The following is a 17222-nucleotide window of genomic DNA, read 5'->3' as shown; positions in this document are numbered from 1 at the left end:
AAGCAAGAGGCCAAGGCAGAGCGCCAGTCCGAGAAGCAAGCCGCGAAAGAGTCCAAGAAAGCCGAAAAGGGCAAGTAACCCCCCACCACCCACAGGCGCCGCGTAGCCCCACCGCGAGTCCCGCGTCGGCCCACCGCGAGTCCCGCGTTGGCACAGCGCGAGTCCCGCGTTCGGGCACCGCGAGTCCCGTGTTGGGCCACCCGCGAGTCGCGCGTTGAGACAGCGCGAGTCGCGCGTTCGGACGTACCGAACTGTGGGTTCGTGCAGACCAAGGCCGGGGCATGTGCACGAAACCGCAACTCGGTGTGTTTGAACGCGGGACTCGGTGTGGGTGAACGCGGGACTCGCGGGGTTGAACGCGGGACTCGTGGGGTGGTGGGGTGGGGTGGCGTTGTGGGCTTGGTGGGCTTCTGTTATGCAGCGTGGGTATGACCTTGCTCGATACAGAGGGGGGTTGAGTATTGGCGGGGAGGTGCGGGCGGAACTTTCGTGGTGGCGTGTCTAGGAAAGCCTTTTCCTCGGCTGGGCGGGGCCGCTACGCTCCCAATCATGGATCGGCGCGGATTCCTTCGTACGACTGGAACTTTCGCGGCGAGCGGGTGCCTGGTGGCGGCGAGCGGCGGCACCGCCGCGGCGGCTGATCGTCCTGTGTGGAACAGGCCGTGGAACGGGCTGTGGCGGGAGTACCTGTCTAGGCCGGACACGCATCCCTTGGTGCCCAACGTCTCCTACGCCGGATACCACCGTGGCGAGCGGCCGATCCCGCGCCCCAGGGTCCGCGCTAGCGTGACGTCCTTCGGCGCCGTCGGCGACGGCACGACCGACTGCACGGCCGCCTTCAACGAGGCGGTCGAGCGGGTGGGCGCGGCCGGCGGCGGTGCCGTGTACGTCCCACCCGGGACGTTCCTGCTGACCGGCGTCGTGTGGGTCCACCGCAGCAACGTCGTCATCCGCGGCGCCGGCCGGCACCGCACCAGGCTGTACTTCGACAGGTCCCTCACCGAAAGCTACCGACCGCCGTCCCGTCAGGAATGGTCGTGGAACGGCGGCATGGTCTGGTTCATGCCGCGCGAGCTGCGCGGTCAGCTGGAGGCCGCGGGCTTCGTCGGCAACGAGGGCTGGCTGGACAACCAGGACCTGGCGGAGGTCACCGGCCCCGTCCCGCGGGGTGCCCGGCACCTCCCGGTGTCCGACGCCGGCGGGTTCCGGCCCGGCCAGCACGTCCTCCTCCTCGCCGACAACACCCCCGACAACACACTGCTCGCGCACCTGGCCGGCGACGTCCCCGGCACCGCGACCTACCCGTGGGAGACCGCCGCCCGCCGCCTGCGCCCGGAGCTCACCGACTGGCCGCTGAAGGTCAACTTCGCGCGGTACCGTTTCCCGGTCGAGGTCGCGCGGGTCGGACGCGACTTCGTGACACTCGCCCAACCGCTCCGGATCGACCTGCGGCGGGGCTGGTCACCGCGGTTCGCCACGCTCGGTCCCGCCGTCCGCGAGTCGGGCATCGAGGACCTGACCATCGAGATGCGGCTGACCCCGCAGACCACGCACCACCAGGACCTCGGCTTCAACGGCCCGCACTTCCAGGCCACGCTCAACTGCTGGGCCCGCGACGTCGACCTGTGGCACAGCGACAACGGCTTCGGCTCGACCACGTCCAAGAACCTCACGCTCACCGGCGTCCGGATCGGCGGCCGCGCCCGCCACCACACGTTCATCTGCCGCGTGCAGACCAACGACATGCTCGTCGACCACTTCGAGATCCCGCCGGCCACCGTCCCGGTCGCGGCCGGCGCGATCCACCACGGCCTCAACACCGAGGGCCTGTCGGGCGGGAACGTGTGGTGCGACGGGGTCATGGAGGGCACGTTCGACTCGCACCGCGCGCTGCCGTTCGAGAGCGTCCGGACCGCGATCACCGTGACCAACAACGGTTCCACCGGCGGTGCGGGCGACGCGGGACCGCGCTGGGGCGCGCGGTTCTGCCACTGGAACATCGACGTGCTCGGCGGCCGCGCGCACGGCATCCGTCTCGAGGAGCACGCCCCGCGCAGCGCCATGGTCGGCATCCGCGGCACGACCGGACCGACCGACCACCCCAAGGACTTCACCGGCGACGTCGGCTCGGTGGCGGACGCGCTCGACGAGGCGGTGTACCCGACCAACCTGTACCAGGCCCAGCTGCGCCACCGGTTGCGTGGTACGCGGTAGAGAAAGGGACGAGAAAGCATGCGCAGGACGACGAAGTTGGCCTTCGGGTTGGCGGTTGTGCTCACGGCCACGCTCGCGTGTGGCGCGCCGGAGACCCCCAAGGCGCCACCCGCGACGGTCGAGACGAGCAACGTGCCGGCGAAGCCGTCGCAGCCGGTCGAGCTGAACATCCTCGACGTGGCCGGCAACCTGCAGCTCACGCAGGGCATGATCGACGAGTTCGTGCAGAAGTACCCGGACATCGTCAGCAAGGTCAACTACACCAAGTCGACCTCGCCGGAGATGCCGGGCAAGCTGCAGGCCGAGCAGCAGGGCGGCCAGTCACAGACCCACCTCGTGCTGACCGGCACCGACGGCCTGTCCGCGGTGATCCAGCAGAAGCTGGTGCTGAAGGTGTTGCCGGACTTCTCGTCCCGGTTCCCGAAGCTGGCGGAGAACTACCTCCCGGCCGCCGCGAAGATGCAGGAACTGGCGCAGGACCAGGGGATCGAGGTCACCTTCTACCCGTCCGGTCCGCTGTTCGAGTACGACCCGAACGTGGTCAAGGACCCGCCGAAGTCCACCGACGACCTGCTGGACTGGGCGAAGGCGCATCCAGGCAAGTTCCAGTACGCGGTGCCGGCCAACTCCGGTCCGGGTAGGACGTTCCTCATGGGGCTGCCATACCTGTTGAAGGACAAGGACCCCAAGGATCCGGAGAAGGGCTGGGACAAGACCTGGGCCTTCCTCAAGGAACTGGGCCAGTACGTCGACTACTACCCGACGGGCACCTCGGCGACGATGACGAACCTGGCCAACGGGACGGTCAACATGATCGCCTCGACCACCGGCTGGGACATCAACCCACGCGTGCTGGGCACCGTGCCGGCGGGCATGAAGATCACGACGCTCAAGGGTTTCCACTGGGTCACCGACGCGCACTACGCCGTGATCCCGCGCGGTGTCTCGGAGGACGTGCTGTCCGCGGACCTCGCGCTGATCCAGTGGATGCTCAAGCCGCAGCAGCAGGCGAAGGCCTACGACAAGGGATACTTCTACCCCGGCCCGGCGGTCAAGGGCGTGACACTGGACATGGCGCCGCAGGAGTCGCAGGACGCGATCGCGCAGTTCGGCCGCAAGGAGTACGACAACCTGATCAAGAACAACCCGCAGGAGACGTCGCTTCCCGCTGAGCAGCAGGTCGCCGCGTTCCAGAAGTGGGACCGCGAGATCGGCAGTGGGAAGACGAAGTGAGCTTCGCGGAGCTGCACATCGACCGGGTGCGCAGGGCGTTCGGGGACACCGTCGCCCTGCGGGACCTGGACCTGACGATCAAGGGCGGCGAGTTCGTCGCCCTGCTCGGTCCCTCCGGATGCGGCAAGTCGACCGCGCTGAACTGCCTCGCCGGGCTGCTGCCGCTGACCGGCGGGCAGATCCTGATGGACGGCAGGCGGATCGACACGCTGCCGCCGGAGCGGCGCGGCTTCGGCATGGTGTTCCAGAACTACGCGTTGTTCCCGCACATGTCCGTGCGCCGGAACGTCGCGTTCGGACTGTCGATGCGCAAGGTCGGCAAGGCCGAGCGGGAACGCCGCGTGGACGAGGCGCTGCGGCTGGTCCAGCTGACCGACCACGCGCGGAAGTTTCCCGCACAGCTGTCCGGCGGGCAGCAGCAGCGGGTCGCGATCGCGCGTGCCATCGTGCTGGAGCCGGCGCTGGTGCTGATGGACGAGCCACTGTCCAACTTGGACGCCGCGCTGCGGATCGAGATGCGGACCGAGATCAGGAGGCTCCACCAGTCCCTCGGGCTCACCACCGTGTACGTGACGCACGACCAGGAGGAGGCGCTGGCGCTCGCCGATCGGCTCGTCGTGCTGCGGGACGGCCTGGTGCAGCAGATCGGCTCGCCGGAGGAGGTGTACGCGCACCCGGCGAACCGTTACGTGGCCGGCTTCATGGGCTACCGCAACCTGCTGCCGGTCCGGCTGTCCTCTTCGGACGAAGGTATGGCTTCCGTTGTCGGCGAGGGGATCGCCCTGACCGGCGTGAACCGGGACGGGCTCACCGAGGGAGCGGCGGTGGCGGCTTTCCGGCCCACGGACGTCGTGGTGGCGACCGAGGAGGGCGAGAACACCCTGCGGGCTTCGGTCGAGGTCGTGGAGTACCACGGCCGCGAGCAGGCCGTGGAGGCCCGGCTGCCAGGTGGCGAGGCACTGCACGTGCGGACCGAGAGCCGGCTCGCCCCGGGCGACGAGGTGCTGTTCCGGGTGTCCCGCGAACGGGTGCTGGTGTTCGCGCCATGACCGCGACAGTCGAGAAACCCGCCACCCCGCAGGACAGGCCCAGCCTCAGGCATCGGCTGGCCGAACGTGGGCTGGACCGCACGATCATCCTGCTGCTGCCCGCGCTGCTGTTCGTGCTCGTGCTGTTCGTCTATCCGGTCCTCTATGGACTTCAGCTGTCGTTCCAGCCCAAGGAGGGCGGCAGCCCGTTCGGGAACTACACGAGGTTCTTCTCCGACTCCTACCTGTTCGACACGATCTGGATCACGCTGCGGCTGGCGATCCCGGCCGCGCTGATCAACGTGCTGGCGTCGATCCCGATCGCCTACCGGATGCGTGGCCGGGTGCGTGGAAAGCGTTTCCTCACCACGCTTTTCGTCCTGCCGATCACGCTCGGCACGGTGCTCACGGCTGAGGGACTGCTCCGCTACCTGGACCCGACCGGCTGGTTCAACAAGGTGCTCGGGCTGTTCGGCGTGGAGTCCCTTCGCCTGATACACAACTACACCGGCGTCCTGCTGTCGCTGGTCATCAGCGGGTTCCCGTTCGCGTTCCTGCTGACGCTGTCGTATCTGTCCGGCATCGACCCGACGCTGGAGCAGGCGGCGGCGACGCTGGGCGCGGACTGGCGCAGGCGCTTCCGGTACATCACCTTGCCGTTGCTCGCACCGGGCCTCGCGATCACGTTCTGCCTGACGTTCGTGCTCGCGTTCTCCGTGTTCCCGTCGGCGTATCTGGTCGGTCTGCCCCAGGGTGAGACCAGGGTGATGTCGATCGCCGCGTACGAGGCGGCGTTCCGCGACTTCGACTACCCGCTCGGCTCGGCCATCGCGATGATCATGGCGGTCGTCATGCTCGTGGTGATCGGCATCGTGCTGCTGTGGCGGTCCACTTTGTACCGTGGCGCGACGGGAGGCAAGGGATGACCGTGTCGGATGTTCGCTCCGCAAGCTCCGCGAAGCTGTCTCTGGGCAAATGGCTGACGTGGGGCGTGGTCGCGTTCTTCCTGCTCAACGTGTTCGCGCTGGTGATCTCGGTCGTCGTGAACTCGTTCTCCAGGCAGTGGTTCGGCACCTGGTGGCCGGCCGGGCTGACCACGTCCTGGTATGCCACGGCCTGGCACGAGATGAACCTGCTGGACGTGTTGCTGGTGACGTTGCAGGTGTCGCTCGCCGTGGTGGTGCTGTCGGTGGTGCTGGGCGTGCCGGCCGCGTATGCCCTGGCACGCCGGAGTTTCGTCGGCAAGCCGCTGGTGAACGTGTTGTTCCTGCTGCCGATCCTGATGCCGCCCATGACCTACGGCATCCCGCTCGCGACCGTGCTCTACAAGTTCGGCCTGGCTGGCAGCATGACCGGCGTGGTCCTGGCGAACCTGGTGCCGTCGGTGCCGTTCGTGATCCTGACGATGACGCCGTTCATCGAGCAGATCGACCCGAAGATCGAGGCCGCGGCCCGGATGTGCGGCGCGCGGACGTCCGCGGTGTTCGGCCGGGTGCTCGCGCCGCTGCTGGTGCCGGGCATCCTCGCGGCGTCGATCCTGGTGCTGGTGCGTACGGTCGGTATGTTCGAACTGACGTTCCTCACCGCCGGGCCGACGAGCCAGACGCTGGTGGTGTCGCTGTACGAGGCGATGTTCTCGGCCGGGATCCGCGCACAGCAGTCCGTCGACGCGATGGCCGTGATCTACACCGGATCGATGGCCGTTCTCCTGGTGATCGCGCTACGGTTCGTCAACCCGACCCAGCTCGTGACCAGGTTGAAGGAGCCCGTGACTTGACGGAACGAGTGTTGATCACCGGCGCGGCCGGGGGCGTCGGCACGCTGCTGCGCCCCAGGCTGGCCCGCCCCGGCCGGGTGCTGCGGCTGCTGGACGTGGCGCCGGTGCTGCCCGGTGACGGCGCCGAGGTGGTGACGGCCTCGGTGACCGACCCCGAGGCGATGGCGGCGGCCTGCGCGGACGTGGACGTGGTGATCCATCTCGGCGGGCACAGCCGCGAGGCGCCGTGGGCGGACATCCTGACGGTGAACATCGACGGGACCTACCGGGTGCTGGAGGCGGCCAGGCACGCCGGGGTGCGGCTGGTGATCTTCGCGAGCAGCAACCACGCGGTGGGCTTCCACCCGGCGGGGCAGGCGCCGGACGACCTGTACCCGCGACCGGACACGTACTACGGCGTGAGCAAGGTCGCCGGCGAGGCGCTGGGTAGCCTCTACCACGACCGGTACGGCCTGAACGTGCTGTGTGTCCGGATAGGAACGTGCATCGAACGGCCGGTGACCGAGCGGCACCTGGGCACGTGGCTGTCCCCGGACGACTGCGCCAGGCTGTTCGAGGCGGCGATCGCGTTTCCCGGCACGGGTTTCCGCATCGTGTGGGGCATCTCGGCCAACACGCGCGCACAGTTCTCGTTGGCCGCCGGCCGTGAGCTGGGCTACGAACCACGGGACGACGCGGAGAAGTACGCCGACGACGTGACCCCGTCGTCCGAGCTGGACCGGACCTACCTGGGCGGCGAGGAGTTCTGCGGCCCGGAGACGAACTTCTGATGCGGCTCACGGGACACGCATATCCGTGGGACGTGTTGGGGGACAAGGGTTTTGTCGAACGCACCGCCGGGCTGTCGACCGTGGCGCTGGCGGCGGCGTACCACTCGGTCCGTGCCGCGACCCCGATGCACCCGTCACACCAGCTGGTGGAGGCCCGGTATGCGGCGCTGTACCGTCCGGTCCGCGAGTCGGTGTGGCGCGGCCGGCGGCTGCGCCCGCTGACGCCGGACTGGATGTCCACTTCGGACTCATGGGGCTCGGCGGCGACCGTGTTGCGGTCGGCCGGGCTGCGCGTGTCGGCATGGGTGGTGCTGACGCACAACAGTCGCCTGGGCACGTCGTTCCCCGACGTCGCGGTGGTGAACTGCTTCGGCGACCGGTACCCGTACGCGCTGTGCCCGTCCCGCGCGGAGGTCCGCGAGTACGCGGCGACGCTCGCGGTCGAGGCGGCGGCGGACGCGGATGACGTGTCGCTGGAGGCGTGTGGGCAGTTGGGGCTGACACACCAGTCCCACCACGAGAAGACGGACAACGCGTGGACCCCCTACGCGCAGCGGTGGCTGTCGGTGTGCTGCTGTGACGCGTGTCAGATGGGATGGTCGGGCCGGGGCCTGGACCCGCCGTGGGTGCTGTCGACGCTGCGGGAGGCGGTGCGGACGTCGGGGGAGGTGCCGTTCGCGGAGGTGCTGCTGGCGGTCCGCCAGGCGGCGACGGATGCGTTGCGGGCGGAGGTACTGGCGGGCCTGTCGGTGCCGGTGATCCTGCACGCGCACCCGGACCCGTGGGTGACGGGCGCGTCGCCGGGGCTGACCCCGACGGCCGGCGTGGACGTGGCGGCGCTGGTGGTTCCCGCGTGGCCGACGGACAGCACGCCGGTGGTGGAGGCGGCGGTGACCACGGGCCGTCCGGTCGACGCCTACGTGACGGTCCTGCAGGCGGAGGACGACCTGCCGCACCACGCCCGGTCGCTGGTGTCGGCGGGGGCGACGGGTTTGGCGTTCTACCACCTGGGCCTGGCGCCGGCGTGGCGGCAGCCGCTGATCAGGGAGATGATCGAAGCCAGTATCGGCGGGTAGTCCCGTCGGTGCTGGCCAGGTGCCCGCCACAGGCCTCGATGACACGGCGGGAGGCGAGGTTGGTGTCGTCACAGGTGACGAGCACGTCGTGCACCCCCTGCGATCGGGCGACCGGGAGGCTCTGGCGGAGGATCTCGGTCGCGTAGCCGCGCCGCCGGTGATCGGGGAGCACGCAGTAACCGATGTGACCGCCGACCTGGGTGAGCGCCGCGTTGAGCCGATGCCGGACGGACGTGCGACCGACGATGTGCCCCCGAACCTCCGCGACGAGGAAGGTGGTCGGGACGAACCCGTCGACGTTGATCCCGGCCCGTAGCTCCTCCATCCGTGCGAGGTAGGCGGTCCACGGGGTGCCGGGGGTGTACTCGTGCCCGAACTGAAACCCCTCGCGCGACATCGCGACGTGGGCGTCGACGAAGGCGCTCTCGTCTCCCGGCCGAAGGGGCCGAAGCACAAGGTCCACATCACTCACGATATGGCCCGCGGGCCTTGTGTGCTGTCCAGGCGTTGCCTGCGGTGTCCATGTGCGTTCGTTTCATCCAAGTGCTGGTGTTGTGGCGTACGACGTGAGGCTGCGGAGGTCCGTCACGCCTGTCTTGGCTGTGGCCTGTGCGGTGTGAGGGATGGTCTGTCTCGTCTGCCGAGGAGCTGGCGGTGTGGCGAATCCGCTCCGCCCGTTCATGGACCGCAACGGCGATGGGAGAGTGAGCCAGTTCACCGGCGAGTCTCGGGCTCGCCCAGAGGTAGCCGTACGAACGGTCCGTTCGTGCAGCTCAGACTTCGTTTTTGTCGTTGCCTGCCGGTAGAATGGAACCAGGGGTCCCCCTTGTCGCTTCGCGGACGTGTGTCCGGGAAAGTCGAACGAACGGTCCTTTCGTGCGGATTGGGCAGGGGTGGATCGGGTGGGCTTGAGTCGTGAGTCATTCGTCGGGCGAGCTTGACTCGGGCCAGCCTGAGTCGGGAGGGCTTGTGTCGGGAACCGGCACCGAGTTGCGTGTTCCTGAAGCGCAGTCGTGGTCGGTCTTCGGACGGGCGCTGACCGGTGTCTTGGCTCGGCACGGTAAGTGCTTGCGCATGTTTGTCTGCTGCCGGCCAACCCGGCGTGGATTTCGTCCCTTTTGGGCCGATTCTGCTGCGGGCGGCCCGCGCTGGTTGACTGGGGAGCAGCAACACCGGCGATCCCGAGGAGTGTTCATGGCCTTTCCGTCCGACCTGGAGATCGCGCGTGGCGCGAAGCTCAAGCCCGTAGAGGACATCGCCGGTGACATGGGGTTGCCGTCCCACCTGCTCGAACCCTACGGCCGCGACGTGATGAAGATCGGGCTCGGCGCGATCGGCGAGCTGCGGTCCGCCCCGCGTGCCAAGTACGTCCTGGTCAGCGCCATCACGCCGACCCCGCTCGGCGAGGGCAAGACCACGACCACCGTCGGGCTCGGGCAGGGCTTCAAGCACATCGGCAAGCAGGCCACGGTCGCCATCCGGCAGCCGTCCATGGGGCCCACGCTGGGCATCAAGGGCGGCGCGGCAGGCGGTGGCTACAGCCAGGTCGTCCCCATGGAGCTGCTCAACCTCCACCTCACCGGCGACATGCACGCCGTCACCGCGGCGCACAACCTCCTCGCCGCCATGGTCGACAACCATCTGCACCAGGGCAACGCGCTCGGCCTGGACGACATCACCTGGCGCCGGGTGCTCGACATGAACGATCGCACCCTCCGCAACATCGTGATCGGGCTCGGTGGCAAGGCCGACGGCGTCACCCGCCAGTCCGGCTTCGACATCACCGCCGCCTCCGAGGTGATGGCCGCGCTGGCGCTCACCACGGGCATCGATGACCTTCGCGCGCGGCTCGGCCGGATCGTCGTCGGCTACACCCGCGCCGGCGAGCCCGTCACCGCCGAGCAGCTCGAGACCGCGGGCGCGATGACCGTCCTGCTGCGTGAGGCGATCAAGCCGAACCTCATGCAGACCATCGAGAACACCCCCGTTCTTGTCCACTGTGGACCGTTCGGCAACATCGCCACCGGCAACTCGTCGGTCGTCGCGGACCTCATCGGGCTGCACACCGGCGACTACCTCATCACCGAGGCCGGCTTCGGTGCGGACATGGGCGCCGAGCGGTTCTTCAACATCAAGTGCCGGGTGTCCGGCGAGGCCCCGGACGCGACCGTGCTGGTCGCGACCGTGCGTGCGTTGAAGGCCCACTCCGGCAAGTTCAGGATCGTCGCCGGCAGGCCGCTGCCTTCGGAGCTGCTGGCGGAGAACCCGGACGACGTGCACGCGGGCGCCGCGAACCTGCGCAAGCAGATCGAGAACATCCGCATGCACGGGGTGTCCCCGGTCGTCGCGATCAACGCCTTCCCCGGCGACTTCGCGTCGGAGCACGCCGTGATCAGGGAGATCGCGGAGTCGCTCGGGGCCAGGGTCGCGGTGAGCAACCACTTCGCAGAGGGCGGCGCGGGCGCGGTCGAGCTGGCCGAGGCGGTCGCGGAGGCGGCGGCGGAGAAGACCGAGTTCCAACTGCTGTACCCGTCGTCCGCGCCGCTGCGCGAGAAGATCGAGACGATCGCGACACGGGTGTACGGCGCGGATGGCGTGTCGTACTCGACCGCGGCGAGCCGGCAGCTGGATCGGTTCGAGCGCAACGGTTTCGGCGACCTGCCGATCTGCATGGCGAAGACCCACCTGTCGATCTCGTCCGACCCGAAGCTGCTGGGTGCCCCGACCGGCTGGACGCTGCCCGTGCGCGAGGTGCGCGCGTCGGTCGGCGCGGGCTTCGTGTACCCGATCTGCGGCGACATGCGGACGATGCCCGGGCTGGGCGCGTCGCCGGCCGCGACCCGTATCGACCTGGACGCCGACGGGGAGATCGTGGGGCTGTCGTGAAGTCGTTCCTGGACGAGGTGGCCGCCCGCACCCCGGCACCCGGGGGAGGGGCGGTCGCCGCGATGGCCGCCGCGTCGGCCGCCGCACTGGTCTCGATGGTGGCCCGGTTCAGCTCGTCGGACCCGGTGGCGTCGGCGGGTGACGAGCTGCGTGCCCGCCTGGTCCAACTGGCGACCGACGATGCGGAGGCCTACACGGCGGTCCTGGCGTCCCGCGGTGACCCGCGCAAGGAGGCGATGCGTGTCGCCACCGAGGTCCCCCGCGCGATCGCCGCGGCCGCGGCCGAGGTGGCCGCGCTCGCCCACAGCCTCGCCGCGACCGGCAACCCCCGCCTCCTGGGCGACGCCCGAGTCGCCGAACTCCTGGCCGAAGCCGCCGGCAAGGCAGCCACCGTACTGGTCGAGATCAACACCACCGAGTGACCCGCGAGTCGCGCGTTCAAACAGCGCGAGTCGCGCGTTCAGACATACCGAACTGCGGTTTCATGCAGATCATGGCTCGGGCCGGGTGCACGAAATCGCAACTCGGTGCGCACGAAACCGCACCTCGGTTGCAGGAATCCGCGGCTCGGTTGCACGAAACCGCGACTCGGTGTGCATGAGAACGCGACTCGGTGTGCCTGAACGCGGGACTCGCGATGCCTGAACGCGGGACTCGCGATGCGTGAACGCGGGACTCGCGATGCGTGAACGCGGGACTCGCGATGTGTGGATGCGGGACTCGGTGTGTGTGAACGCGGGACTCGCGCTGTTTGGGGGCGGGACTCGTTATGTTTGGGGGCGGGACTCGCGGGGTGGGGGTTGGGGGTCGGTGGGGTGGCGTAGGTGGTCTACGGCTGCGGCGGCTAGGGGGTCCAGGTCTTGGCCGGTTGTGTCTTTGTAGGTGAACAGGGCGCGTAGCATTCGGGGGTCCCAGAAGTCGTGCATGTGCTTGGCGACCCTCGTTGCGCCGTCGGTGAAGTCCAGGTGGGCGAACTGGATCGCGATCTCGTTCGCCAGTCGCACGTGTGGGGGAAGCCCGTCGGTCATGAGCCTGCTACCGGGACCGCGACCTGGGCCTTGTCGGCGTCCACTTTGGACGTCTGTAGGCCTACCTGTACGGCGGTCACCTTGTACTCGGGGCAGTTGGTCGCCCAGTCCGAGTGTTCGGTGGTCACCACGTTCGCGCCGGTTACCGGGTGGTGGAACGTCGTGTACACGACGCCTACCGGCATGCGGTCGGAAATCCTGGCGTGCAAGGACGTCTGGCCGACGCGGGAGGCCAGCGTCACCCGGTCGCCGTCGTTGATCCCGCGTACCTCCGCGTCGTGCGGGTGGATCTCCAGCGTGTCCTCGGGGTGCCACGTCACGTTCGCCGTCCGCCGGGTCTGCGCGCCCACGTTGTACTGCGACAGGATCCGGCCCGTCGTCAGGATCAGCGGGTACTTTCGGGTGCTCCGCTCCTTCGTCGGCACGTAGTTCGTCGGCATGAAACGGCCCTTGCCGCGCACGAACGTCTCCTTGTGCATGATCGGCGTGCCGAGCGGGGCGTTCTCGTTGCACGGCCACTGGACGCTGCCGACCCGGTCGAGCAGGTCGAACGACACACCGCTGAACGTCGGCGTCGTCAACGCGATCTCGTCCATGATCTGGCTGGTGTCGTCGTAGTGCATCGGGTAGCCCATCGCCCGCGCGATCTCGCAGACGATCTCCCACTCGTGCTTGCCGGTCTTCGGCTTCATCACCGGGCGCACGCGGTTGATCCGCCGCTCCGCGTTGATGAACGTCCCGTCCTTCTCCAGGAACGACGTCCCCGGCAGGAACACGTGCGCGAACTTCGCCGTCTCGTTCAGGAACAGGTCCTGCACGACCACGAGCTCCATGGCCGACAGTGCCGCGTGCACGTGCTGTGTGTTCGGGTCGGACTGCGCGATGTCCTCGCCCTGCACGAAAAGCGCCCGGAACGAGCCGTCGATGGCCGCGTCGAACATGTTCGGGATCCGCAGGCCCGGCTCGGGCAGGATCGGCGTGCCCCACAGCTTCTCGTAGATGTCCCGGACGTTGTCGTCGGAGACGTGGCGGTAGCCGGGCAGCTCGTGCGGGAACGAGCCCATGTCACACGAGCCCTGTACGTTGTTCTGGCCACGCAACGGGTTCACGCCGACGCCGTCGCGGCCGATGTTGCCGGTCACCATGGCCAGGTTCGCCATGCCCATGACCATCGTGGAGCCCTGGCTGTGCTCGGTGACGCCGAGTCCGTAGTAGATCGCCGAGTTCGGGCCCGCCGCGTACAGCCGCGCCGCGGCACGCACGTCGGCCGCCGGCACGCCGGTGATCTCCTCGAGCTCCTCCGGCGAGTTCTCGGGCCGGGCGATGAACTCGGCCCATGGTTCGTAGTCCTCGCAACGGGATGCCACGAACTCCTCGTCGGCCAGGCCTTCGGTGACGATCACGTGCGCGAACGCGTTGACCATCGCCACGTTCGTGCCCGGCCGGAGCGGAAGGTGGTACGCCGCCTCGATGTGTGGCGAGCGCACCAGGCCGATCCGCCGGGGGTCCATGACGATCAGCTTGGCGCCCTTGCGCAGCCGCCGCTTCATCCGCGACGCGAACACCGGGTGCGCGTCGGTCGGGTTGGCGCCGATCACCACGATCACGTCCGCGTCGTCGACGGACTTGAAGTCCTGCGTGCCCGCCGACGTGCCGAACGTCTGCTTGAGGCCGTAACCGGTGGGGGAGTGGCACACCCGCGCGCACGTGTCGACGTTGTTGTTGCCGAACGCGGCACGCACCATCTTCTGCACCACGTACACCTCTTCGTCGGTGCAGCGGGACGAGGTGATGCCGCCGATCGCGCCGGTGCCGTGCCGTTCCTGGATGTCCCGCATCCTCGTGGCGACTGTCTGGATGGCCTCCTCCCACGAGACCTGCCGCCACTCGTCGGTGATCTTCTCGCGCACCATCGGGCTCAGCTGGCGGTCCGGGTGGGTCGCGTAACCGAAGGCGAAGCGGCCCTTCACGCAGGAGTGGCCCTCGTTGGCGCCGCCGTCCTTGTACGGCACCATCCTGACCAGCTCGTCGCCCTTCAGCTCGGCCTTGAACGAGCAGCCGACGCCGCAGTACGCGCAGGTCGTGATCACCGAGCGGGTCGGCATCCCGAGGTCCACGACGGAGCGCTCCTCGAGCGTCGCCGTCGGGCAGGCCTGGACGCACGCGCCGCAGGAGACGCACTCGGAGCTCAGGAAGTCCAGGCCGCCGGGCGACACCTTCGAGTCGAAGCCGCGGCCCTCGATCGTCAGCGCGAACGTGCCCTGCACCTCGTCACAGGCGCGGACACACCGCGAGCACACGATGCACTTGCTGGCGTCGAAGTCGAAGTACGGGTTCGAGGAGTCCGTCGGCGCGTCGAGGTGGTTCTCACCCTCGCCGACGCCGTAGCGGACCTCGCGCAGACCGACCACGCCGGACATGTCCTGCAGCTCGCAGTCGCCGTTCGCCGAGCAGGTCAGGCAGTCGAGCGGGTGGTCGGAGATGTACAGCTCCATCACGCCGCGGCGCAGCTTCTCCAGCCGCGGCGTCTGCGTCCGCACCGCCATGCCGGCGCGGACCGGTGTGGTGCACGAGGCGGGCGTGCCCTTCACGCCGTCGATCTCCACCAGGCACAGGCGGCAGGAACCGAACGCCTCCAACGAGTCCGTGGCGCACAGCTTCGGCACGTCCATGCCCGCGAGCGCGGCGGCACGCATGACCGAGGTGCCCTCGGGCACCACCACGGACTGGCCGTCGATCTCCACCTCGACCGTCGCGTCGCCCTTGCGTGCCGGCGTGCCGAGGTCAGGTTCCTTCAGAAGGCTCATGACGCCACCTCGCTCGCTCCGTGGCGCCGGAACGCTCCGCAGGCTCCGCTCCGCCGGCGCCCTCCGCGATCGATACGGCGTCCTGAATATCGATGATTCGCTTCGCAAGCTGCGCTCATGACGGGGCTCCGAACGTGGGCATGGGCAGTGTGGTGCTCCGGTTGAAGTCACCGGGGAAGTGCTTGACGGCGCTGCGGACCGGCATGGGGGTCAACCCGCCCATCGCGCACAGCGAGCCGTCGGTCATCAGCTCACAGAGGTCGTCGAGCAGGACGAGGTTCTCCTCGACGTCCGTGCCCGCGATGATCTTGTCGATGGTCTCGCGGCCGCGGACCGCGCCGACGCGGCACGGCGTGCACTTGCCGCACGACTCCAGCGCGCAGAACTCCATGGCGAAGCGGGCCATGCGGGCCATGTCGACGGTGTCGTCGAAGACCACGATGCCGCCGTGGCCGACCATCGCGCCGGCCGCGGCGAACTCCTCGTAGTCCATTTTCAGGTCGAACCGCTCGACCGGCAGGTACGCGCCAAGCGGGCCGCCGACCTGCACCGTGCGGATCGGCCTGCCGGTGCGGGTGCCGCCGCCGTAGCCGTTGACCAGCTCGCCGAGCGTGACGCCGAACGGCAGCTCGACGATGCCGCCGCGCGCGACGTTGCCGGCCAGCTGGAACACCTGGGTGCCGCGGGACCGGCCGACGCCGAACTCCTGGTAGTGCTCGGCGCCGTCGGCGAGGATCATCGGCACCGCGCACAGCGTGAGGATGTTGTTGACCACCGTCGGGCGGCCGAACAGGCCCTCCAGCGCGGGGATCGGCGGCTTCGCGCGGACCATGCCGCGCTTGCCCTCGATGCTCTCCAGCATCGAGGTCTCCTCGCCGCAGATGTACGCACCGGCGCCGACCCTGACGTACAGGTCGAACGCGAGGCCGCTGCCGAGGATGTTCTCGCCCAACCAGTTGTGGGCATAAGCGATTTCGATCGCGCGGCGCAGCGTGGCGATCGCGTCCGGGTACTCCGACCGGATGTAGACGTAGCCCTCGGTGGCGCCCGACGCGTAGGCGGCGATCGTCATGCCCTCGATGAGCGTGAACGGGTCGCCCTCCAGCAGCATGCGGTCGGCGAACGTGCCGGAGTCGCCCTCGTCCCCGTTGCAGCAGACGAACTTCACGTCCGCCTGGGCGCCCAGCACCGTCTTCCACTTGATGCCGGCGGGGAAGCCCGCGCCGCCGCGGCCACGCAGGCCGGAGTCGATGACGTCCTGGACGACCTGCTCCGGGGTCTTGTCCAGCGCGTTGCGCAGGCCCCTCATGCCACCGTGGGCCTCGTAGTCGCGGGCGGACAGCGGGTCGACGACGCCGACGCGGGCGAAGGTGACGCGCTGCTGGTCGCGCAGCCACTCGTGCTCGTCGGTGAGGCCGAGGCTGTGGCCGGTGTCGGCGCCGTCGAGCAGGCCGCGGTGGACCAGGTCGTCGACCTCGTCCGCGGCGACCGGGCCGTACGCGACGCGGCCACGCGGCGTCTCCACCTCGACCAGCGGTTCGAGCCACAGCAGCCCGCGGGAACCGTTGCGTACCAGGTTGATCTCACGCCCGGCGGCGGCCGCGGAGGTCGCGATGGCGACCGCGACCTCGTCCGCGCCGACCGAGATGGCGGCGGAGTCGCGGGGCACGTAGACCGTCGTTACATTGCTCATACTGTATACACCTGCTGTTCGCACTCTACCCGCATGTTCATGCCTTATCCAGGAGGGCGTCGAACCGCTGCGGGGTGACGCGTCCGGAGATCCTGCCGTTGATCTCGACCGTGGGGCCGAGTGCGCAGTTGCCGAAGCAGAAGACCTGGTCGAGGGTGGTGCCGCGGTCCGGTGAGGTGCCGCCGATGTCGGTGTGCAGCCGGTCCTTCACGTGTGCGACGAGCTGTTCCGCGCCGGCGGCCTGGCACGCCTCGGCGCGGCAGACGCGCACGTGCGTGCCGGCGGCGGGGGACTTGCGGAAGTCGTGGTAGAAGCTGATCACGCCGTGCACGTCCGCCCGGGAGAGGTTCAGCTCGTCGGCGAGGATCGGGACCACCGCCGGGTCGACGTAGCCGAAGGTGGCCTGGATATCGTGCAGGATCGGCAGCAGCGCACCCCGGTCCGCACGATGCGCGGCCACGGCCGAGCGCACGTACTGCTCCAGGGGCGACCCGCCCGTCGTTGCGCCGGGTGTCATGTCCTGACTCTCTCAACCGATTCGGCGCGGGTCAAAGCACTGGCGGTTATCCCTTGAGAGAAATCGTTTATCGGAACCAGGCGGCGAAGGGCTTTACCGAACCGTTACCACTCGCTAGTATGAACGCACAGTGATCGCTTCGCGACGCTCCGGTTTCCATGTGGAGCGGGGTCCATCGTCGGGGGTGGGCCCG

General features: G+C 69.0%; 13 protein-coding genes and 1 pseudogene. 9 read left to right on the top strand and 5 right to left on the bottom strand.

Going from position 1 to position 17222, the window contains the following annotated elements; genetic code table 11:
* Positions 1-843: 843 nt before the first annotated feature.
* The 7 genes and pseudogenes from VET29_RS21200 to VET29_RS21170 all read left to right on the top strand — a co-directional run.
* Positions 844-2214, top strand: a pseudogene (locus VET29_RS21200) (hypothetical protein); the annotation flags it as partial.
* 18 nt (positions 2215-2232) lie between these two features.
* Positions 2233-3447, top strand: a complete 1215-nt coding sequence (locus tag VET29_RS21195) for an extracellular solute-binding protein (RefSeq protein WP_324923130.1) — start codon at positions 2233-2235, stop codon at positions 3445-3447.
* The gene (locus tag VET29_RS21190; RefSeq protein ID WP_324923128.1) at positions 3444-4496 is read left to right on the top strand and encodes an ABC transporter ATP-binding protein; all 1053 of its coding nucleotides are present in this window, start codon (positions 3444-3446) and stop codon (positions 4494-4496) included. The genes VET29_RS21195 and VET29_RS21190 overlap by 4 nt, the downstream gene beginning before the upstream one ends.
* On the top strand, positions 4493-5401 hold the full coding sequence (locus VET29_RS21185) for a sugar ABC transporter permease (protein ID WP_324923126.1): 909 nt from the start codon (positions 4493-4495) through the stop codon (positions 5399-5401). Before VET29_RS21190 ends, VET29_RS21185 begins: the two co-directional genes overlap by 4 nt.
* Positions 5398-6252 carry an ABC transporter permease gene (locus VET29_RS21180; protein WP_324923124.1) on the top strand — a complete coding sequence of 285 codons (855 nt, stop codon included), beginning with the start codon at positions 5398-5400 and terminating at the stop codon, positions 6250-6252. Before VET29_RS21185 ends, VET29_RS21180 begins: the two co-directional genes overlap by 4 nt.
* Complete coding sequence (locus VET29_RS21175; RefSeq protein ID WP_324923123.1) at positions 6249-7022, top strand: NAD(P)-dependent oxidoreductase; 774 nt, start codon at positions 6249-6251, stop codon at positions 7020-7022. The genes VET29_RS21180 and VET29_RS21175 overlap by 4 nt, the downstream gene beginning before the upstream one ends.
* Positions 7022-8098, top strand: coding sequence for a hypothetical protein (locus VET29_RS21170; RefSeq protein WP_324923121.1), 1077 nt, complete (start codon positions 7022-7024; stop codon positions 8096-8098). Before VET29_RS21175 ends, VET29_RS21170 begins: the two co-directional genes overlap by 1 nt.
* Here VET29_RS21170 and VET29_RS21165 read toward each other — a convergent pair.
* Positions 8064-8561, bottom strand: a complete 498-nt coding sequence (locus VET29_RS21165) for a GNAT family N-acetyltransferase (protein WP_324923119.1) — start codon at positions 8559-8561, stop codon at positions 8064-8066. The genes VET29_RS21170 and VET29_RS21165 overlap by 35 nt on opposite strands.
* 731 nt (positions 8562-9292) lie before the next feature.
* Between VET29_RS21165 and VET29_RS21160 the strand changes: the two genes are divergently transcribed.
* Together VET29_RS21160 and VET29_RS21155 are read left to right on the top strand one after the other, a co-directional pair.
* Positions 9293-10984 carry a formate--tetrahydrofolate ligase gene (locus VET29_RS21160; protein WP_324923117.1) on the top strand — a complete coding sequence of 564 codons (1692 nt, stop codon included), beginning with the start codon at positions 9293-9295 and terminating at the stop codon, positions 10982-10984.
* Positions 10981-11406: a cyclodeaminase/cyclohydrolase family protein gene (locus VET29_RS21155; RefSeq protein WP_324923115.1), complete on the top strand. Its 426-nt coding sequence runs from the start codon at positions 10981-10983 to the stop codon at positions 11404-11406. Before VET29_RS21160 ends, VET29_RS21155 begins: the two co-directional genes overlap by 4 nt.
* A gap of 345 nt (positions 11407-11751) precedes the next feature.
* Here the strand turns inward: VET29_RS21155 and VET29_RS44100 are convergent, their stop codons facing one another.
* From VET29_RS44100 to VET29_RS21140, 4 genes are all read right to left on the bottom strand, one after another.
* A complete protein-coding gene (locus VET29_RS44100; RefSeq protein WP_414636549.1) occupies positions 11752-12012 on the bottom strand; it encodes a formate dehydrogenase subunit delta in 261 nt (86 codons plus the stop codon).
* The gene (fdhF, locus tag VET29_RS21150; protein ID WP_324923113.1) at positions 12009-14819 is read right to left on the bottom strand and encodes a formate dehydrogenase subunit alpha; all 2811 of its coding nucleotides are present in this window, start codon (positions 14817-14819) and stop codon (positions 12009-12011) included. The genes VET29_RS44100 and fdhF overlap by 4 nt, the downstream gene beginning before the upstream one ends.
* 115 nt (positions 14820-14934) lie before the next feature.
* Positions 14935-16512: a formate dehydrogenase beta subunit gene (locus tag VET29_RS21145; protein ID WP_324923111.1), complete on the bottom strand. Its 1578-nt coding sequence runs from the start codon at positions 16510-16512 to the stop codon at positions 14935-14937.
* A 37-nt stretch (positions 16513-16549) separates the two neighbouring features.
* Positions 16550-17029, bottom strand: a complete 480-nt coding sequence (locus tag VET29_RS21140; RefSeq protein WP_324923109.1) for an NAD(P)H-dependent oxidoreductase subunit E — start codon at positions 17027-17029, stop codon at positions 16550-16552.
* Positions 17030-17222: the final 193 nt, after the last annotated feature.

It is taken from the genome of Actinophytocola sp., from assembly GCF_035634895.1.
Taxonomy (GTDB): domain Bacteria; phylum Actinomycetota; class Actinomycetes; order Mycobacteriales; family Pseudonocardiaceae; genus Actinophytocola.
Note: the sequence above shows the minus strand (reverse complement) of the source record. Positions and strands in the feature narration are given on the sequence as shown.